The organism is Microcystis sp. LEGE 08355 (assembly GCF_015207185.1).
In the GTDB taxonomy this organism is placed as follows: Bacteria; Cyanobacteriota; Cyanobacteriia; order Cyanobacteriales; family Microcystaceae; genus Microcystis; species Microcystis panniformis.
The window spans coordinates 1-19,104 of sequence record NZ_JADEXI010000005.1 but is presented as its reverse complement, the minus strand read 5'-3'; the positions used below and the strand labels follow the sequence as shown (position 1 = coordinate 19,104).

Genomic DNA, 19,104 nt, shown 5'->3' with positions numbered 1-19,104 from the left:
CCATGAAACTAACCCATCTATTCAAAAAAACGCCCCTATCTTGGTTACAGGTGACGCGAGAGAAAACCCGTTTGATCGTGGCTATTGCTGGGATTGCTTTTGCTGACTTCCTAATTTTTACACAGTTGGGGTTTCGGGATGCCTTATTTGATGCTTCCGTTAAACCCCATTATGTCCTCGATGCGGATTTAGTCCTGATTAATCCCCAATTTGATACCCTCTTTGCGGTGAAAAGTTTCTCACGCGATCGCTTGTACCAAGCTAAAAGAGTCGAGGGCATTCAATCTTTAGCCCCAGTTTATATTGCTTCGGCCCAGTGGCGCAATCCCGAAACTGCCCTAGAAAGAACTACTTTAGTCTTTGGTTTTGATCCCAGTCAACGGGTTTTTACCCTCCCGGAAGTTAATCAAAAATCCAGTGATCTAAAGATGTTAAATCGCGTCTTGTACGATCAAGCTGGTAGGCCAGAATTCGGTCCAATTGCCGATTTACTCCAGAAAAACCCCGATTTGACAGTTCAGTTAAATAGAAAAGAGGTACAGGTGGCGGGAATTTTTACCCTTGGCGCCTCCTTTGCTGCCGATAGTAACGTCATTAGCAGTGATTCTACCTTTTTAAGGCTCTTTCCCGAACGTCAACCCCACGAAATCGATATAGGACTGATTAAACTGCAACCGGGGGCAAATATCGAGGCATTAAAAGGCAATTTACAGGCACTTTTCCCTAAAAGTGAGGTAATAGTCCTTACTTTAGAAGAATTTGCTGAAAGGGAAAAAACCTATTGGGCAAATGGTACAGCGATTGGTTTTATCTTTGGTTTAGGTACAGTAGTCGGTTTTATCGTCGGTATCGTCATTGTCTATCAAATTCTCTATTCCGATGTCACCGATCACTTACCCGAATACGCTACCCTAAAAGCTATGGGTTACGGTGATTGGTATTTAGTCGGGGTTTTGATGCAAGAAGCTTTATTACTAGCGGTTTTGGGGTATATACCGGGGTTTATCGTCTCTCTCGGTGTTTATCATCTCGCTTCCTCCGCTACACTTTTACCCATAGTGATGACTACCGCTAGGGCGATCGAAGTTTTAATCCTAACAGTTATCATGTGTATTGCCTCTGGAATTGTCGCCATGGGCAAATTAAGGACAGCAGATCCAGCCGATATTTTTTAAACTATCAAGGGTGAAATAATGCTGATTTTTCAAAAAGAGCGAGAATTAGTCGATTTTAGCCCTAATGAACCCGTAATTGCCATTAAAGGCTTAAATCACTATTTTGGCACGGGGGAATTAAAAAAACAGGTTTTATACGATATCGATCTGGAAATTAAAGCGGGGGAAGTAGTGATTATGACTGGTCCTTCGGGATCGGGGAAAACTACTTTATTGAGTTTAATGGGAGGTTTGCGATCAGCACAAGCGGGCAGTTTAAAAATTCTCGGCCAAGAAATGTTAGGAATTGGTAAGGGCAAAATGCTGAAAATTCGCCGTCAAATTGGCTATATTTTTCAAGCACATAATTTACTAAAATTCCTGACAGCGAAACAAAACGTTAGGATGTCTTTGGAACTGCACGAGGAGTTTTTAGAACAAGATCTCGATCAAAAAGCCACGGCAATTTTGGAATCTGTGGGTTTAGGGGACCGCGTTGATTATTATCCCCACGATCTATCGGGGGGACAAAAACAACGGGTTGCGATCGCTCGCGCCCTCGTCAGTCATCCCAAATTAGTCCTCGCTGATGAACCGACCGCGGCCTTAGATAAACAATCTGGGCGCGATGTGGTGGAAATCATGCAGAAATTGGCAAAAGAACAAGGTTGCACGATTTTACTCGTCACCCACGATAACCGGATTCTCGACATCGCCGATCGCATTGTCAATATGGAGGATGGTCGTTTAGGCGATTAACTGCCCAAAAATTACTTGCCAAAAATCAGACCTTTATGTTAGACTAAAATAATGTCATCTTGGAGAGGTGGCAGAGTGGTCGAATGCGGCAGATTGCTAATCTGTTGTACGAATCGTAAGACCGTACCGAGGGTTCGAATCCCTCCCTCTCCGTATTTTTTGGGTAGATTCGATGACTACTCCCCAGGATTATTTCTGCTCCGTATATGGTCCGGTTGCCTCTTGGCGTTTCGGCAGTTCCTTGGGCATTGATCCGATTGGTTTAGTTTCCACCTGTTCCTTTAACTGTGCCTACTGTCAGTTAGGAGAAATTGAGCAAAAAACCGAGCAACGAAGAATTTTTATCACCAGCGAACAAATTAGCAGGGATTTAAGTGCTTTTGCCCCCTGGGAAGTGGATATAGTCACTCTCAGTGGTAGCGGGGAACCCACCCTCGCCCTCAATTTAGGGGAAATACTGGCCACCGTCAAGGAAATGACCAGGCGGCCGGTGGCGGTCTTAACCAATAGTACCCTTTTGGGAGATGCCCAAGTGCGTCAAGACTTGAGCAAAGCTGATATCGTCGCCGCTAAAATCGATGCTGTTTCCGAGGCCCAATGGCGACGGGTTAACCGTCCGGTCCCCGGTCTGGATTGGCAGGAGCTTTGGTGGGGATTAAGACAATTTCGCCAAGAATGGTCGGGAAAACTAGCAATTCAAACCATGCTACTGGCCTCTTGGTCGCACCAAGATCAAGACCGATACATCGATTTGATGCAACAGCTACAACCGGATGAAATTCAACTTAACACCCCGACCCGCCCCCGGGCCAGACAAAGACAATTAGAAACCCGTGGTAATAATCCCCTCAGCGCGGGCGACGGAAGGCAAATTCTCAAACCGGTAAACGCTGAAATATTGACAATTTGGGCGGAAAAAATCGCAAAGGCCACGGGAATTACCGTACGCTGTGTGCCGCTTACCGCCACAAGTCTCTAGGGCTTCGGCCGGGGTTTTTCTTCTTTGGGTTTGACATTAAAATAAGCCTCCATTACCTGACGTACCATAGGTGCAGCCACTTTCCCACCACCACCGCCGGAATGTTCCGCAAAGGCGACCACAACAATTTCGGGCTTGTCGAAGGGCGCGAAAGCTCCAAACCAAGCGTGGGACTTGCCCGGAGGTGCTTCTGCTGTGCCGCTTTTGCCCGCTACAGGCGGTAAAGCGGGGTCCGATAGGGACCGCCCCGTTCCTTCCGCTACCACGGCTCTCAGGGACTTTCTCAGGGTGTCTAGGGTGCTAGGTTTCATGTTCAAAGACTTGCGCCATTCCTTAACATTGCGGGCATCCTGTAAAAGGTGGGGTTTCACCAAAAAACCCCCGTTAGCGGGGACGGCAAACATCACAGCTACCTGTAGGGGAGTCGCGAGGGTAAATCCTTGACCGATCGACATATTAATCGTATCGCCTACGGACCAATCCCAGTTTTTAAAATTACGCAGTTTCCAATCGCGATCGGCAATTAACCCCGGAGTTTCTTCCGCTAATTCTATCCCAGTTTTCTGACCGAAACCGTAGCGCCGGGCCATAGCAATTAAAGCCGGTCCCCCCACCCCGCGACCTATTTGACCGTGAAAAGTGTTACTACTCATGGCCATGGCCCGGACAAAACCCATCGGACCAAAACCAGCGCGATTCCATTCCCCGAAAGCTGTCCCCCCCACATAAAGGGCAGCAAAGGTATTTAAGACCGTATTGGGGGGAAATTTCCCCGATTCCATGCCAGCAGTGGCAGTGACGACTTTAAAGGTGGAAGCGGGGGGGAATCCTTGGAGAGCGCGGTTAACAAACGGGTTGCCCTCCGCTTGTAGTTTTTTCCAAGTGGTGGTGGTAATTGGGGCCGAGAAAACATTGGGATCGAAACTAGGATAACTGACCATGGCTCGCACGGAACCATCCCGGGGATCGATCGCCACGATCGCACCTTTGCGTTTTCCTAAAGCGGCCTCGGCGGCTTTTTGGAGTTTTAAATCTAGTGTCAGGGTGACATCTTGCCCCGGTTTAGCAATTTTTTGGCCGAGAATTTGGATTACTTGTCCCGATCCGTTGACCTCTAACTGCATTCCCCCCCATTCTCCCCGCAATTTTGACTCGTAGGCGGCTTCTACACCCATTTTACCGACGACATCTCCCAATCGGTAGCCCTGGGGTCTTTTGGCTTTATATTCCTCTGGGGTTAGTTCCCCGGTATAACCGAGAATATGCGCCCCGATTTTACCATTGGGATAGTAGCGCACTGATTCCACGTCCACTTCAATGCCGGTTAATTCGTCTTTGTATTCCTCTAGGGCGATAATTTGGGACGGAGTTAAACCCCTAGCAATCCGGATCAGGGTGGAGGGGTTTTCGTCCGCTTCGTTAATGCGTTTTTCTAGGTCGCTTCTGGGAATGCCTAAAATACTGGCTAAACGGTCAAGATTGAGTTTTTGGGCGGGATTACGCTGGGATTTGGGCCAAATATAGGCCGCATGGGTTAAGCGGGCCGTGGCCAAAACTTTGCCATTGCGATCGAATAAGTTGCCCCGGACCGGAGGTTTGGGAAGAATGCGAATCCGGTTATTTTCTGCCCTTTCTCGGTTAATTTGTCCTTGCTGCAGTTGTAAATAGGCCAATCGTGAGCCAACTCCTCCTAGCAGGACAATGCTAATTAATCCCATAATTAGCCATGACTGACGCTGACGACCGACTAGACGCTCTTTATCTTTGATTTTATTCTGTAATTTATTCGGCGCTGGCCGCGTCGGCGAGGTGAGGGTTTTTTTCGGTTTCAGTTTGACTTTGGTTTTTGATAGGAGTCCGCTATTACGCATTTGCTTAAAGTTATAAAATTTAAAAGTTATTAGGGCAGTTATCAGTTATCAGTTATCAGTTATCAGTTATCAGTCATCAGTTATCAGTCATCAGTTAAGTAGTCGTGCAAAATTAATTTCCTAGTGAAGATAGGCAAGAGGCAAGAGGCAAGAGGCAAGAGCGGGGTTAGATATGTGTAATTAATTTTGCCTAGGTACTTATCAGATTTGAGTTCTAAGTGAGCAGTATGTATTAAGTGAGCAGTATTAAATAGTAGTTTGCCACTGTCTTTTCACTGATTACTGATTACTGTTCACTGTTCACTGAAAAAGACGCAATACTAGGTGATTTAGCTCCTCTCTTGACTAAAGTTCAGGGTATCTGCAATATATCTTAACAAAATAAGTGTAAATACTGGGAGTGGAAGGAATCACTCCAGACACAGAGGACACAAAGATTGATCGCTTCTATAGTAAGTTAAAGAGAGCTAGGAAACTGGCGCACACATACAGTTAAGAGTTTGTCAAGTATTTCTTAACTATATGTAACATTATCCCTGCTCAAAATGTAATCACACTGCGGATAGAATCCCCTTGTCGCATCAGGTCAAAGGCCTCGTTAATTCTTGCCAGAGGTAGAACGTGGGTGATTAAATCATCAATGTTAATCTTGCCGTCCATGTACCAATCGACTATTTTTGGTACATCTGTACGACCTCTCGCTCCACCAAAAGCCGTACCTTTCCAGACCCGTCCGGTGACTAATTGAAAAGGACGGGTACTAATTTCTTGGCCGGCTCCAGCTACACCGATAATAGTGGCAACACCCCAACCCTTATGGCAACATTCCAAAGCTTGACGCATAATCTGGACATTGCCGATACACTCAAAACTATAATCGGCCCCACCTTTAGTTAAATCCACCAGATAGGCCACTAAATCCCCCTCGATTTCTTGGGGATTAACAAAATGAGTCATCCCGAATTTGGTCGCTAAAGCTTGTTTCTGGGGATTGATATCGACCCCGACAATCATATCGGCCCCCACCAAACGGGCCCCTTGAATAACATTTAAACCGATACCTCCCAGACCAAAAACCACCACTTTTGCCCCCGGTTCCACTTTAGCGGTATTAATCACCGCACCGATACCTGTAGTGACTCCGCAGCCGATATAACAGACTTTTTCAAAGGGAGCATCGGGGCGAATCTTGGCTAGGGAAATCTCCGGCAGTACGGTATAGTTAGCAAAAGTCGAGGTTCCCATGTAGTGATAAAGAGGCTGACCATCGAGGGAAAAACGACTGGTTCCATCCGGCATTACTCCCCGACCTTGGGTAAGACGAATTGCTTGACAGAGATTGGTTTTAAAGCTGAGACAGTATTCGCACTGACGACATTCGGGAATGTATAGGGGAATCACAGGATCACCCACTTTTAAGCTAGTGACACCTTTTCCCACTTCTACCACGATTCCGGCCCCTTCATGGCCTAAAATTGAGGGAAATAAGCCTTCAGGATCGGCCCCAGAGAGAGTATAGGCATCGGTGTGACAAACTCCCGTGGCTTTGATTTCTACTAACACTTCCCCCGCTTGCGGTGCTGCTAATTGTACCGTTTCAATAGTTAGGGGTTTTCCCGCTTCTAGGGCAACTGCCGCTCGAACATCCATAGGCTCAAAGCAATAGGTTTTTTCCAGTATAATACCGTTAAACTGCTGAAGAGTTGTAATAGAACAATTCTAAACTTATCTCTATGTTAGTCCTCACCATCCGCGAAGAAGGAATTAACGATGGTGGCTTTACTGCTAGTCTCAATTTTGATAGCGGTAACAGCTACCCAATTACGGTTACTGACCCCTTTACTAACCAAGAAGAAAAACAACTAGAATGGTACTTTGAGAAATGGTTAAGATTTCCGACGCTAGAAACGGATAAGGCGCAAAAAGCCGCCAACAGTGTCCAAAACTATGGCGAAAACCTATTTAAACAGGTTTTCCAGAGTAATTTAAATGCTTATGGGGAATATCGAGACTTACGAAAGCAGTTAAGTCAACTGCAAATTATCATCGAAAGTCAGTCGCCAGAATTTCAAGCTTTACATTGGGAAGCGCTGAAAGATCCTGATTTACCGCGTCCTTTTTCTATAGATTGTATCATCTCCCGCCAGCGTCGAGGGGCTACAGTTGTCCCGGTGCAAATGGCCACTTATCCTACTATCAATCTTCTGGTGGTGATTGCGCGTCCTAATGAGGAATCTGATGTTAACTATCGCACGATTTCCCGTCCTTTAGTAGAACTGGTAAATAGTAGTGAAATACCGGTAAAAATTGATATTTTGCGTCCCGGAACTTATGAATCACTAACCAGACATCTGGATGAGAAGGGAGAAGGATACTATCATGTTATTCATTTCGATGTTCATGGCGGATTAATGGAATATGAACAGTACCAAAGACAGGTTCACGGGGATTCTTGGCGCTATCAAAGGGGATGGGGACTGGAGGATTTAGCAGAATATGAGGGAGTAAAAGCTTTTCTGTTTCTGGAAGGAGAAGAAAAAGGTCAAGCGACTCCGGTAGAAGCGACGGAATTAGCGAATTTACTCACTGGGAAAAATATCCCTATTTGTATTCTCAATGCTTGTCAGTCAGCAAAGCAAATTTCCCAGGAATCAGAAGACTATCGGGAAACCAGTTTAGGAAGTCGTTTGATGACTGCGGGAATGCAAGCAGTGGTGGCGATGGGATATTCGGTGACGGTTTCTGCAGCTAAGTTGATGATGAAACCAATTTATCAGCAATTATTGAACGGAAAAGACCTAACGGAAGCGATGCGAAAAGGACGGTTAGAGTTATTCAATAATAAGCAACGCCGCGCCTATTATAATACGATAATAGATTTAGAAGATTGGTTATTACCGGTGATTTATTGTCGCGGTAAAATTAATCTCAATTTGCGTCCATTTACTCCAGAAGAGGAGGAAAAATACTGGGAACATATCGGCAATCAATATGTCTTTCCTTTACCAGAATACGGCTTTGTGGGAAGGGATTTAGAAATTCTCAAGCTGGAAAAGGCACTGCTGAAACATAATATCCTTTTACTCAAAGGAATGGGAGGGACAGGAAAAACTACCTTACTCAATTATCTACGAGAATGGTGGCAGAAAACCAACTGGGCGACCCATATTTTCTATTTTGGTTATGATAGAAAAGCTTGGACTTTAGAACAGATTGTTTATGAAATCGGTCAGGGAATTTATAATCGTTTTGAACAGGCGAGTTTCCAAGGGATGAACCTGAAAGCGCGGGTAAAGAAACTAGAGCAAAAACTCCGCAGTGAGGCGTATATTCTGATTTTAGATAATCTGGAGTCGGTGACGGGACAACCGTTAGCAATTCAGAATACTTTACCGGAGAATGAGAGGGAAGAAATCGCCGAATTTCTCAAGAATTTGGTCGGGGGAAAAACGAAGGTGATTTTGGGGTCTCGCAGTGAGGAAACTTGGCTGCAACGCAGGACTTTTAAGGAGAATATCTATCAGTTACAAGGATTAGACCAAGAGTCGAGAACTGAATTAGCGGAGAGAATCTTAGAACGTCAGGCGAAGAGTCGGAAAAATGCGATTAAAAAGGATGATTATTTTAAGCGCTTGATGAAGTTGTTGGCGGGATATCCGTTGGCGATGGAAGTGGTATTAGCGAATCTGAAGCGACAGTCACCGGAGGAGATTTGGCAAGGGTTACAGTTGGCAGAGTTAGTTAATGTGGGGGATGAGGATAAGACTAATAATATCATCAAGTGTGTGGAATATTCCCACAGTAATTTGTCGGAAGAGGCGCAGAAGTTGTTACTCTGTTTAGCGCCTTTTAGTGGGTTTATTCGTGCAGATGCTATTCGTCTATACAGCCAACAACTACAGCAATTAGAACCTTTACAAGGCTATCAGTTTGACCAATTTGATGCAGCGATTGAAGAAGCGATTCATTGGGGTTTGCTCTCTCCCATAAGTGAAGAATTGCCAGATTTCCTGACGATTCAACCGATTTTTCCCTACTTCCTGAAGACGAAGTTAAAGGAATTAGCACCAGAGACGCAAGCAGCAATTTGGGAGGGTTTTAAGAATCATTACCGAGGCTTGGCAGGTTATTATGGTGACTTACTAAATTCCAAAAATCCGCAAGAGAAGCAGTGGGGGATATTGTTCTGTCGCTGGGAGTATGAAAATCTGTTTAATGCGTTGCAGATTTGTTTGGAGAAGCAGGAAAGTATTGAGATCTTCTTTTGCTTACATAATTATTTTTTTGTTACCAATGATGTTAATAGCAGACTGAAACTATGCGAGAATGTTTGTCAAGCTTGTCAAACTTATCCTGAACAGATTAAAACTGGGATAATCGGTAGTAACATTGTTGGTGCTTTGGGCAATCTCGCCATCGCCTATCAAAATACAAAAAACTATGAACAGGCGAAACAGACTAATCTAAAAGTTATTGAATTAACTCAAAATCTCCAAGGGGTGGACGAGCAACAAAAAGCCTCAAAATTGGGATATATCTATCACAATTTGGGAACCGTAGCGCAAGAATTGAGGGAATGGGAGCAAGCGCGGCTCTACTACCAGCAAGCTATTGAGATCTACATTGAATATGGCGCTGCCGGAGGCACGCAAAGCGCCCGCTACTCCCAAGCCAGCACCCTGCACAATTTGGGAACCGTAGCGCAAGAATTGAGGGAATGGGAGCAAGCGCGGCTCTACTACCAGCAAGCTATTGAGATCTACATTGAATATGGCGCTGCCGGAGGCACGCAAAGCGCCCGCTACTCCCAAGCCAGCACCCTGCACAATTTGGGAGTGGTAGCGCAAGAATTGAGGGAATGGGAGCAAGCCCGAAGCTACTACCAGCAATCCCTTGAGATCTTCATTGAATATGGGGATCGCTTCTCTCAAGCCACCACCCTGCACCAGTTGGGAGCCGTAGCGGCAGAATTGAGGGAATGGGAGCAAGCCCGAAGCTACTACCAGCAAGCTATTGAGATCCTCATTGAATATGGCGATCGCTATGAGCAAGCCCGCACCCTGCACCAGTTGGGAATAGTAGCGCAAGAATTGAGGGAATGGGAGCAAGCCCGAAGCTACTACCAGCAAGCTCTTGAGATCAAGATTGAATATGGGGATCGCTACTCCCAAGCCATCACCCTGCACCAGTTGGGAGCCGTAGCGGCAGAATTGAGGGAATGGGAGCAAGCCCGAAGCTACTACCAGCAAGCTCTTGAGATCTCCATTGAATATGGGGATCGCTTCTCTCAAGCCACCACCCTGCACCAGTTGGGAATAGTAGCGCAAGAATTGAGGGAATGGGAGCAAGCCAAAAGTTATTACCTGCAAGCTATTGAGATCAAGATTGAATATGGCGATCGCTACTCCCAAGCTGGAACCCTGCACAATTTGGGAAATGTAGCCAAAGCAGTTGGGGAATTGAGCCAAGCCAAAAGTTATTACCTGCAAGCCTTACAAATTTTGGCAGAATTTAAGGATAGTTACAGCGTACAAACCTTTTCTTTGCCTAGTCTTGTTGCTCTTTATCAGCAAACGCAAGATGAGGAGATTTTTGTTGCTGCGGCTGATATTTTGGGGATTGGGGTTGAGGAGTTGCGGGGTTTGCTGGAGGGTTAGAATGGGTTTTGGGCGTAGGCTGCGTGTTTGCGGCTATCAATTCAGTTAACGTAAGTAGCTGGTTATAATTAAATTAAAAATGGATTTTAGGTTCGATCCCCCCTGCCCCCCTTGATAAGGGGGGAATAACGAACCTAGTTTGTTGTTGCGCTTCAGCGCTAACTATTTCGGGCTTGCTGAAAAAGTAAGGGCGAAGCATTCGGATAGGAAATCTACGGTTTCAGCGATAGGTTATCGCCCGAATGCTTCGCCCCTACAATGTTGTGATCTACGGATGAGGTGTAATAGCGAGAATAGTGATTTCCCCCGAATGAGGTCCATAGCACCAGAAAATTCGATAGGCTCCCGGTGTATTCTGTTGGGCGTAGGCTTCAAAAACCTTCTGTGTTGCATCATAAGGGTTGTCGAGAGAATTAAATTCATGGGTTTTTAGTCCCGGATGTCTTGGGTTTGTACTGAGGAGCTTGAGGGCTTTTGTTACCTGTTTGTAGAGACCCTCTTGTTTCGATGCTTTTGTCCTACCTTGAGCCAGGCGAGTCTTTTGAGCCTGTTCCGCTTCTGCTCGCAATTCAGATAGAGTATTTCGAGCTTCCTGTGTCTGTCGTAAAGAGAAATTCAATTACTCCTCGACTTCTTCAGGAATAGATTCAGCAAACTCAAGCATAGCGTCTAAATCGACTGTTTCTTCAGCGAAATCTCCCGTGCGGGCTTCTGCGAGTCCCCGTTTGAGCGACTCGCGGACACTAGGATTCTGAAAAGCCCATAGTTCTCCCTCTGGAATCGCCACCATGGGAACCAAAAGAAGTTCCCCGCTTGCATTCATCAGTATCCGATAGTGACGGTTGCTACATTCAGTCCCAAGGCTAATCCGTCCGCAAGCATCAGCCTGAATATCTTCTTTAATGAGCGAAAAATTCTGATACTCCATCACGTCTCCTCCTCTCTTCATATACTTATTCTAGATAAGTTACCCAATTTGGGCAATAGGGTTATGTCCATTTAGCTCCTCACTACCTAAAGAAAACAGGTTAAACTTGTTCGGGCTAGAGCCTTGACAACAAACCCAGTTTGTAGTTGCACTCTCTTCGCTAAATTCTCTCCCCTTTCCTTGTAGGATAGGGTTCAGGGGAGAGGTCAATAATTAAGAACCCAATGCGATCGCACTATTCGGCAACGATCAAGTATAATTAAGATAACAATGTTACTTAAAGAATAAAGTTAAGTTTGAATCTTCAATTGGTATAAATCATGCAACTCGAAGACTATTTTAATTTTCTTGCTCCTAACGATATTCGGCTAAAAGGAACCCGCGTCGGTATTGAAACCATTTTACACGATTTCATTTACCAAGCCAAAACTCCCGAAGAAATTGCTAATACTTATCCATCTTTAACCCTCGAACAGGTATATGCGACGATTCTTTATTATCTTCATGATAAAGAAAAAGTGAGCCAATACATCGCCGACTGGCTAGAATGGGGGCGAAAAATGCGAGAAGAACAGCGAAAAAATCCTCCGCCTGTGGTTGAACGACTGAGAAAATTGAAAGCTGAAATAACAGCCAAGCAGAAAGCTAATGACACTGAAATATTTAATTGATGAAAATGTTAATTCGGTGTATCCTCAACAATTGCGTCGCCGAGAACCAGAAATCATTATTCGAGTAGTTGGTGAACCAGATACACCAAAATTAGGTACATTAGATCCAGAAATCTTGATTTGGTGTGAGGTGATGGGATTTATTTTAGTGACAAATAATCGTGCTTCTATGCCAGTACATTTAAGAGAACACTTCAACCAAAACCGTCACATTCCTGGAATTTTTATTCTCAATCAAGATTTAAGTATTGGTGATAACTTGTTAGAATTAATTGTAATTGCCAAAGGTTCTTTTGACAATGAATATGAAGACCGAATTGTACATTTACCGTTAACTTAATGAAATCCAAATGACCTTATTAAAACAATCGGACATTCAAGAAAATCCCACAACACTTTACGAACAAGATCTTCAGTTGTGGATTGAGCAAACTATTCATCAATTACAGAATCGACAGTTTGAACAACTGGATATAGAAAACTTAATTGAGGAGTTAAAAGATTTGGGTAAGTCAGAGAAACGCGCCTTAGAGAGCAACTTAATGGTCCTGTTGATTCACTTACTCAAATTAAAGATACAGCATGATGCTCCTGAGACAATGAAAGCAAGTTGGTATAATTCAGTAGATGAGCATCGTCAGCGCGTTCAAGATGATTTACTTAAGATTCCCTCTCTTAAATCTTATCTCTTAATCTCCATCACACAAGCCTATTCCAGCGCTCGTAAAGTCGCCATCAAACAGGGTAAACGCGCTCAATTTGGTATTCCTATTCCCCAAGAAAGTGAGTATCCCCTCGCTTGTCCTTTCACACCTGAACAGATTCTAAATGAGGACTTTTACGGGTAAAAACGAAGGTAAACATTATCGATAATAAAACCATGAAACCAGAATATGACCTTGCCAACATGAAAAATCGCCCGAATGACCTAACCCCCCTTCCCTGGGAAATAAGGGGGGAATAAAGTTTTTAATACCTAACTACTTATATCTCAATAAATCTCTTGGATAAATCATAGCAAAGTGAACCTTTCATGTACTCTAAATTAAGGAGAAGACGATGGCTAATCTGGATGATGTAGGAAGAGGGAAAGCAGCTGATAAAAACCTGAACGATGCTAACCGAAGCGATGTGCAGGTAAACAAAACAAGACCATATCCTTAACTGTTCTCTCTGATTTAGAGCAGTTAACCCCGTCAGTAACGGATATTTTGCTGGGTTAAAAATTTAGGTAAATTCAATTAAAAATAGCAAATTACCATTAACGTAAGTGTTAATTAAAGAGGTAAATATGGTTCAATTTTTACAAGCAAAAGAAGTCACTCTCAGAGATTTAATTAATCATTTTCAACTAGAGTTTATAGAAGATGAGCATTTTTTTGGGGAATGGCAGCAAGACCTAGAAGCAATCTCTGACCAAGAAAAAGAATTGTTAGATAAAATCAAAACAGGTTATTTTAACTTATTGAATTATCCTCCCTTTTTGGAAACTTCGGTGAGGATGACGGTTTTAGATCCATTATTATTTATTGGTAACTTTTATCTATTTCCCTTTCAGATTAAAGCAGAAGAGTCCGTTGAAATTATTACAGAAGAGCAAGATTTAATAATTAAAGGAAGGTTAGATACTTTAATTCTAAAAGAGCAATTATGGGTAATGATTATTGAATCAAAACGGGTTATTTATTCCGTTGAAGCAGGTTTACCGCAATTATTAGCTTATTTAATGGCCAATCCTCATCCCAACCGTCCTAATTATGGAATGTTGACCAATGGTTCCGAGTTTTTATTTGTTAAATTATTATGGGACGGTAAACCTTTATACGGAACCTCTCGTTTATTTGCCATGAGAAATCCGGGGGATTTATATGAAGTTCTCAAAATCCTTAAACATCTCTGTCAACTAATTTGAGTATCAAGATAATCAGTACCTAATTTTACGACTGTTGATAACTCCAGCAGAATCGTTACTCTCCTATTTCCCTCTGTTGTATAATTGGCTCTGCAAGGAACAAATCAGTAGGCATAAATAAAAATTATCAGGATTTTTTCGGCTTTTCTTGACTATTTCAGCCTTATTTGTCCTAACAAGCTCAAGAATACGAGAGTTTTTGTCTAGAATTGCCCGGCCTGAGAGGGGAATGATAAAGTTAGATAAGAAAATTAAAGATGGTGTGATTAAAATGAAATTTGCTGCTAGTACCTATTTTTCCCTGCTGCGCCATTGTGCCGTTCCTTTGTTGTCGATCGCTACTTTTACGCCAATTCTCTTAACTTATTTAGCCAAGGAAAAACCAGAAACCCCACAACCGCAGGCAAATCTAGAAACTGCTGCCTCCCCTGCTCCTATTATCCCATCTCCGATCGCACCCTTAACCGCGCCATCGCCGAAACTATCCCCCTCTCCGCAATCTTCTGCGACTCCAAAATCAGCACCCTCTCCTCAGTCTTCCCTCTCCGCGCCGAAAAAATTAGCGCCATCGGTTCGTTCCTCTAATACTGCCCCTAATACTTCCCCCGCTGCTGCTGCCAAATCAGTGACTAGACAACCCTTAGCGGTTCCCGCTAATTATACGCCGCCGGTCCTAGAAATTCGCGTGGCGATCAAAAGGGATGTGGCCAGTGTTTTGATTGGAGTTAACGGACCGGCGGTGATCACCGATCGCCAAGGTCGTGGTTTAAAAACGATTGCCACTAACGAGGGTTTACCGGTCATTCCAGGTGCCAATGGCTTAAAAATGGGCGATTTATCGCTGCCAGAGGTGATTTTTGTGCAGCCCACCAGTGCCGATGGTTTAGTTTATGTGGATGATAGTTGGTATCGGGGCAAAGTGCTGCTTGTTGCCCAAGGCGATCGCTTATTAGTGGTCAATCAGGTTAATTTAGAGGCCTATCTCTATAGTGTGGTGGGGAGTGAAATGCACTCCACCGCGCCAATGCACGCTTTAAAGGCACAAGCGATCGCCGCTCGTTCCTATGCCCTAGTACACATGATCCGCCCCGCTAATGCTTGGTTTCATCTGGGCAATAGCCAACGCTGGCAGGTATATAAAGGTATTCGCTCGGAGTATCAATCGACTCACCAAGCGGTTAATGCCACTGCTGGGCAGATTCTCAGCTATAAAGGGGGTGTAGTCGAGTCTCTTTATGCCGCCACCGATGAAATTGTCGCTTGGGCCCACGGTGGTCGCGGTATGAGTCAAACTGGAGCTTATAAGTTAGCGGAAGAAGGCCTAGATTATCAACAAATTCTCGGTAATTATTATCCCGGAGTTGGTTTAGCCCGTCTAGTTCTACAAAATTAGATTGATTGGCTTTCTCGACTGAAAACTCAAATCTGATCACTGATAACTGATCACTGATAACTGAAATGCCGACCATAGCAGATTTCTAGTAACTGTATTAGAATAAACTTTCAAAATGCTATAGCAGTAAATCTCTCTATGAATAGCCCCTTTCTTGACTACCTCAACGGCCCCAAGCATCCCGTCCTCGTCTTTGATGGAGCGATGGGAACTTCCCTACAAAGCCAAAATCTGACGGCCGAGGACTTTGGTGGGGCAGAATACGAAGGTTGTAACGAGTATCTTGTCCATACTAAACCTAGCGCCGTAGCGAAAGTCCACGAAGCTTTTTTAGCGGTGGGTGCGGATGTGATTGAAACCGACACCTTCGGGGGAACCTCGATAGTTTTAGCCGAGTACGATTTAGCCGATCAAGCTTATTATCTCAACAAAACCGCCGCCGAACTGGCCAAGGCTTGCGCTAATAAATACTCTACCCCCGAAAAACCCCGTTTTGTGGCGGGTTCTATGGGGCCGGGGACAAAACTGCCCACTTTAGGTCATATTGACTTTGATACGCTCAAAAATGCCTATGTGGAACAGGTAGAGGGTCTGTACGATGGCGGGGCAGATTTATTATTAGTAGAAACCTGTCAGGATGTCCTGCAAATTAAAGCGGCTTTAAATGCTATTGAAGAAGTATTTCAGAAAAAAGGTCAACGATTGCCCCTAATGGTTTCGGTGACGATGGAAACCATGGGAACGATGTTAGTAGGAACGGAAATTAACGCCGTTGTCTCTATTTTACAACCCTATAAAATTGATATTTTGGGACTTAACTGCGCCACTGGTCCCGATTTAATGAAACCCCATATTAAATATCTCTCGGAAAATTCCCCTTTTATTGTTTCTTGTATTCCTAATGCTGGTTTACCAGAAAATGTCGGCGGTCAAGCCCATTATCGCCTCACTCCCGTAGAATTAAAAATGGCTTTAATGCACTTTATTGAAGATTTGGGAGTACAAATTATCGGCGGTTGTTGTGGTACTCGTCCCGACCATATCCAAGCTTTAGCGGAACTAAGTCAGGGTTTAACTCCGAAATCTCGTCATTATCATTATGAACCCTCCGCCGCTTCTATCTACAGTACCCAACCCTATATTCAAGATAATTCTTTCCTGATTGTCGGGGAAAAATTAAACGCCAGTGGTTCTAAAAAATGTCGGGAACTGCTCAATGTTGAAGACTGGGATAGTTTAGTATCGATGGCGAAAGCGCAGGTAAAAGAAGGAGCGCATATTCTCGATGTCAACGTCGATTATGTCGGCCGGGATGGTGTGCGCGATATGCACCAATTAGCCTCTCGTTTAGTTAATAATGTCACCCTACCTTTAATGTTAGATTCCACCGAATGGGAAAAAATGGAAGCGGGGTTAAAAGTAGCGGGGGGTAAATGTATCCTCAACTCTACTAACTACGAAGACGGGGAACCGCGTTTTTATCAAGTCTTGGATTTAGCGAAAAAATACGGCGCAGGGGTAGTAATTGGAACCATTGATGAAGAAGGAATGGGACGCACTGCCGAGAAAAAATTCCAGATAGCTAAACGGGCCTATTATGCGGCGATAGAATACGGAATTCCTCCCTACGAAATCTTTTTTGATCCTCTAGCTTTACCGATTTCTACCGGTATCGAAGAAGACCGAGAAAATGGTAAGGCTACCATCGAAGCAATGGGCAGAATTCGCCAAGAATTGCCAGAATGTCACATTCTTTTAGGTGTGTCTAATATCTCCTTTGGCTTGAATCCAGCAGCGCGTCAGGTATTAAATTCCGTCTTCCTCAACGAAGCGATGCAGGTGGGGATGGATGGGGCAATTGTCAGCGCTAATAAAATTCTTCCTCTGGCAAAAATTGAACCAGAATATCAGCAAGTTTGTCGGGATTTGATCTATGATAATCGTCGTTTTGATGGCGATATATGTGTTTATGATCCCCTGACCAAATTAACCGAATTATTTGCGGGGAAAACTACGAAAAAAGACCCCTCTAGTAATGCTAATTTACCCGTGGAGGAACGATTAAAACAGCATATTATTGATGGGGAAAGATTGGGACTGGAAGACGCTTTGAATCAAGCTTTACAGGACTATCCACCCCTAGATATTATTAATATTTTCCTCCTGGATGGGATGAAGGTAGTGGGTGAGTTATTTGGTTCAGGACAAATGCAGTTACCTTTTGTTCTCCAATCGGCCCAAACTATGAAAGCGGCCGTTGCTTTTTTAGAACCCTTTATGGAGAAAAAAGAGGGGGATAATAATGCCAAAGGGACTTTTATTATCGCAACAGTTAAAGGAGATGTTCACGATATTGGTAAAAATTTAGTTGATATTATCTTGACTAATAACGGCTATAAGGTGATTAATTTGGGCATTAAACAACCCGTAGAAAATATCATCGAAGCCTACAAAGAACATAAGGCCGATTGTATCGCTATGAGCGGTTTATTGGTGAAATCGACGGCTTTTATGAAGGAAAATCTAGAGGTTTTTAATGAAAAAGGAATCACCGTTCCTGTTATCCTTGGCGGGGCAGCTTTAACTCCCAAATTTGTCCATGATGACTGTCAAAAAACCTACAAGGGACAGGTTATCTATGGTAAAGATGCCTTCTCTGACCTGCATTTTATGGATAAATTAATGCCCGCTAAAGCTGGGGGTCAATGGGATGATAGTAAAGGCTTTTTAGCGGAGTGTGCCGAGACAGAAAAAACCCCGGTTGTCGCAGAAGAATTAGAGGTTAATCCCGATACTATTTTTACCGATGGCAGCGTCAACCAAGAATTAGTTATTGATACCCGTCGGTCCGAAGCGGTGGCAGTTGATATTCCCCGACCAACACCGCCCTTCTGGGGTACTAAAATATTAACAGCAGCAGAAATTCCCATCGAGGAGGTTTTCTGGTATTTAGACCTACAAGCTTTATTTGTCGGTCAATGGCAATTCCGCAAACCACAAAGCCAATCGAAACAAGAATACGACCAGTTTTTACAGGAAAAAGTTCATCCAATTCTAGCAGCATGGAAAGAGAAAATTGTCAAGGAAAATTTACTAAACCCTACATTAATTTATGGTTATTTTCCCTGTCAATCCTCTGGCAATTCCCTGTTAATTTACGATCCCGAATCGATACAAGCAGGCGAAAAACCCGAAAATCTGCAACCGATCGCCATTTTTGAGTTTCCTCGCCAGAAATCTGGTCGTCGTCTCTGTATTGCTGACTTTTTCGCCCCGCAGGAATCCGGGATTATCGACGTTTTCCCGATGCAAGCGGTGACAGTGGGGGAAATCGCCACGGAATACGCTAAATCTCTCTTTGATGCCAACGAATATACCGAATACCTCTATTATCACGGCATGGCTGTCCAAACCGCCGAAGCCATGGCTGAATGGACCCACACCCGCATCCGTCGCGAGTTAGGTTTCGCAGAGTTCGATCCCGATAATATCCGCGATATACTGCAACAGCGTTACCAGGGTTCTCGCTATAGTTTCGGCTATCCCGCTTGTCCCAATATTCAGGATCAATACAAGCAACTAGATCTGTTAGGATGCGATCGCATTGGGATGTCTATGGACGAAAGCGAACAATTGTACCCAGAACAATCCACCACCGCCATTATCACCTATCACCCCACCGCTAAATACTTTAGTACCTAATCAGTTATCAGTTATCAGTTATCAGTTATCAGTTATCAGTTATCAGTTATCAGGTGTGAGTTTTTATCGGTAAAACCC

Annotated in this window: 14 protein-coding genes and 1 tRNA gene; 11 read left to right on the top strand and 4 right to left on the bottom strand. The window is 44.0% G+C overall.

Going from position 1 to position 19,104, the window contains the following annotated elements; translation table 11 throughout:
* The first annotated feature begins 2 nt into the window (after positions 1 to 2).
* The 4 genes from devC to IQ242_RS00515 all read left to right on the top strand — a co-directional run bounded on the left by devC (position 3) and on the right by IQ242_RS00515 (position 2,892).
* The gene (devC, locus tag IQ242_RS00530) at positions 3 to 1,175 is read left to right on the top strand and encodes an ABC transporter permease DevC (RefSeq protein WP_193958646.1); all 1,173 of its coding nucleotides are present in this window, start codon (positions 3 to 5) and stop codon (positions 1,173 to 1,175) included.
* Positions 1,176 to 1,193: 18 nt separating this feature from the next.
* The gene (locus IQ242_RS00525; RefSeq protein WP_193958645.1) at positions 1,194 to 1,913 is read left to right on the top strand and encodes a DevA family ABC transporter ATP-binding protein; all 720 of its coding nucleotides are present in this window, start codon (positions 1,194 to 1,196) and stop codon (positions 1,911 to 1,913) included.
* Positions 1,914 to 1,974: 61 nt separating this feature from the next.
* A tRNA-Ser gene (locus IQ242_RS00520) sits at positions 1,975 to 2,066 on the top strand.
* Positions 2,067 to 2,085: 19 nt separating this feature from the next.
* Positions 2,086 to 2,892, top strand: a complete 807-nt coding sequence (locus IQ242_RS00515; RefSeq protein ID WP_193958644.1) for a radical SAM protein — start codon at positions 2,086 to 2,088, stop codon at positions 2,890 to 2,892.
* On the opposite strand, the gene mrdA is transcribed toward IQ242_RS00515, so the two are convergent.
* Both mrdA and IQ242_RS00505 read right to left on the bottom strand, forming a co-directional pair.
* Entirely contained in the window at positions 2,889 to 4,763 is a 1,875-nt protein-coding gene (mrdA, locus tag IQ242_RS00510; RefSeq protein ID WP_193958643.1) for a penicillin-binding protein 2, read from the bottom strand. The genes IQ242_RS00515 and mrdA overlap by 4 nt on opposite strands.
* A gap of 540 nt (positions 4,764 to 5,303) precedes the next feature.
* Positions 5,304 to 6,413 (bottom strand): S-(hydroxymethyl)glutathione dehydrogenase/class III alcohol dehydrogenase, encoded by a 1,110-nt coding sequence (locus IQ242_RS00505; protein ID WP_193958642.1) that lies wholly within the window; start codon positions 6,411 to 6,413, stop codon positions 5,304 to 5,306.
* Between the two features lie 83 nt (positions 6,414 to 6,496).
* On the opposite strand from IQ242_RS00505, the gene IQ242_RS00500 reads away from it, so the two are divergent.
* Positions 6,497 to 10,420 (top strand): tetratricopeptide repeat protein, encoded by a 3,924-nt coding sequence (locus IQ242_RS00500; RefSeq protein WP_193958641.1) that lies wholly within the window; start codon positions 6,497 to 6,499, stop codon positions 10,418 to 10,420.
* Between the two features lie 268 nt (positions 10,421 to 10,688).
* Here IQ242_RS00500 and IQ242_RS00495 read toward each other — a convergent pair whose 3' ends face one another.
* The gene (locus IQ242_RS00495; RefSeq protein WP_004268952.1) at positions 10,689 to 11,039 is read right to left on the bottom strand and encodes a hypothetical protein; all 351 of its coding nucleotides are present in this window, start codon (positions 11,037 to 11,039) and stop codon (positions 10,689 to 10,691) included.
* The gene (locus tag IQ242_RS00490; protein WP_193958650.1) at positions 11,040 to 11,348 is read right to left on the bottom strand and encodes a hypothetical protein; all 309 of its coding nucleotides are present in this window, start codon (positions 11,346 to 11,348) and stop codon (positions 11,040 to 11,042) included. It abuts the gene before it with no gap.
* A 320-nt stretch (positions 11,349 to 11,668) separates the two neighbouring features.
* On the opposite strand from IQ242_RS00490, the gene IQ242_RS00485 reads away from it, so the two are divergent.
* The 6 genes from IQ242_RS00485 (at position 11,669) to metH (ending at position 19,026) form a co-directional block, all read left to right on the top strand.
* Complete coding sequence (locus IQ242_RS00485; RefSeq protein WP_002737461.1) at positions 11,669 to 12,019, top strand: DUF433 domain-containing protein; 351 nt, start codon at positions 11,669 to 11,671, stop codon at positions 12,017 to 12,019.
* Positions 11,997 to 12,359 carry a DUF5615 family PIN-like protein gene (locus tag IQ242_RS00480; RefSeq protein WP_002737135.1) on the top strand — a complete coding sequence of 121 codons (363 nt, stop codon included), beginning with the start codon at positions 11,997 to 11,999 and terminating at the stop codon, positions 12,357 to 12,359. Before IQ242_RS00485 ends, IQ242_RS00480 begins: the two co-directional genes overlap by 23 nt.
* Before the next feature lie 10 nt (positions 12,360 to 12,369).
* A complete protein-coding gene (locus tag IQ242_RS00475) occupies positions 12,370 to 12,867 on the top strand; it encodes a DUF29 domain-containing protein (RefSeq protein ID WP_193958640.1) in 498 nt (165 codons plus the stop codon).
* A gap of 443 nt (positions 12,868 to 13,310) precedes the next feature.
* A complete protein-coding gene (locus IQ242_RS00470; RefSeq protein WP_193958639.1) occupies positions 13,311 to 13,931 on the top strand; it encodes a type I restriction endonuclease in 621 nt (206 codons plus the stop codon).
* A 229-nt stretch (positions 13,932 to 14,160) separates the two neighbouring features.
* On the top strand, positions 14,161 to 15,324 hold the full coding sequence (locus IQ242_RS00465) for a SpoIID/LytB domain-containing protein (protein WP_193958638.1): 1,164 nt from the start codon (positions 14,161 to 14,163) through the stop codon (positions 15,322 to 15,324).
* Between the two features lie 138 nt (positions 15,325 to 15,462).
* The gene (gene metH / locus IQ242_RS00460) at positions 15,463 to 19,026 is read left to right on the top strand and encodes a methionine synthase (protein WP_193958637.1); all 3,564 of its coding nucleotides are present in this window, start codon (positions 15,463 to 15,465) and stop codon (positions 19,024 to 19,026) included.
* The last annotated feature ends 78 nt before the right edge of the window (positions 19,027 to 19,104 follow it).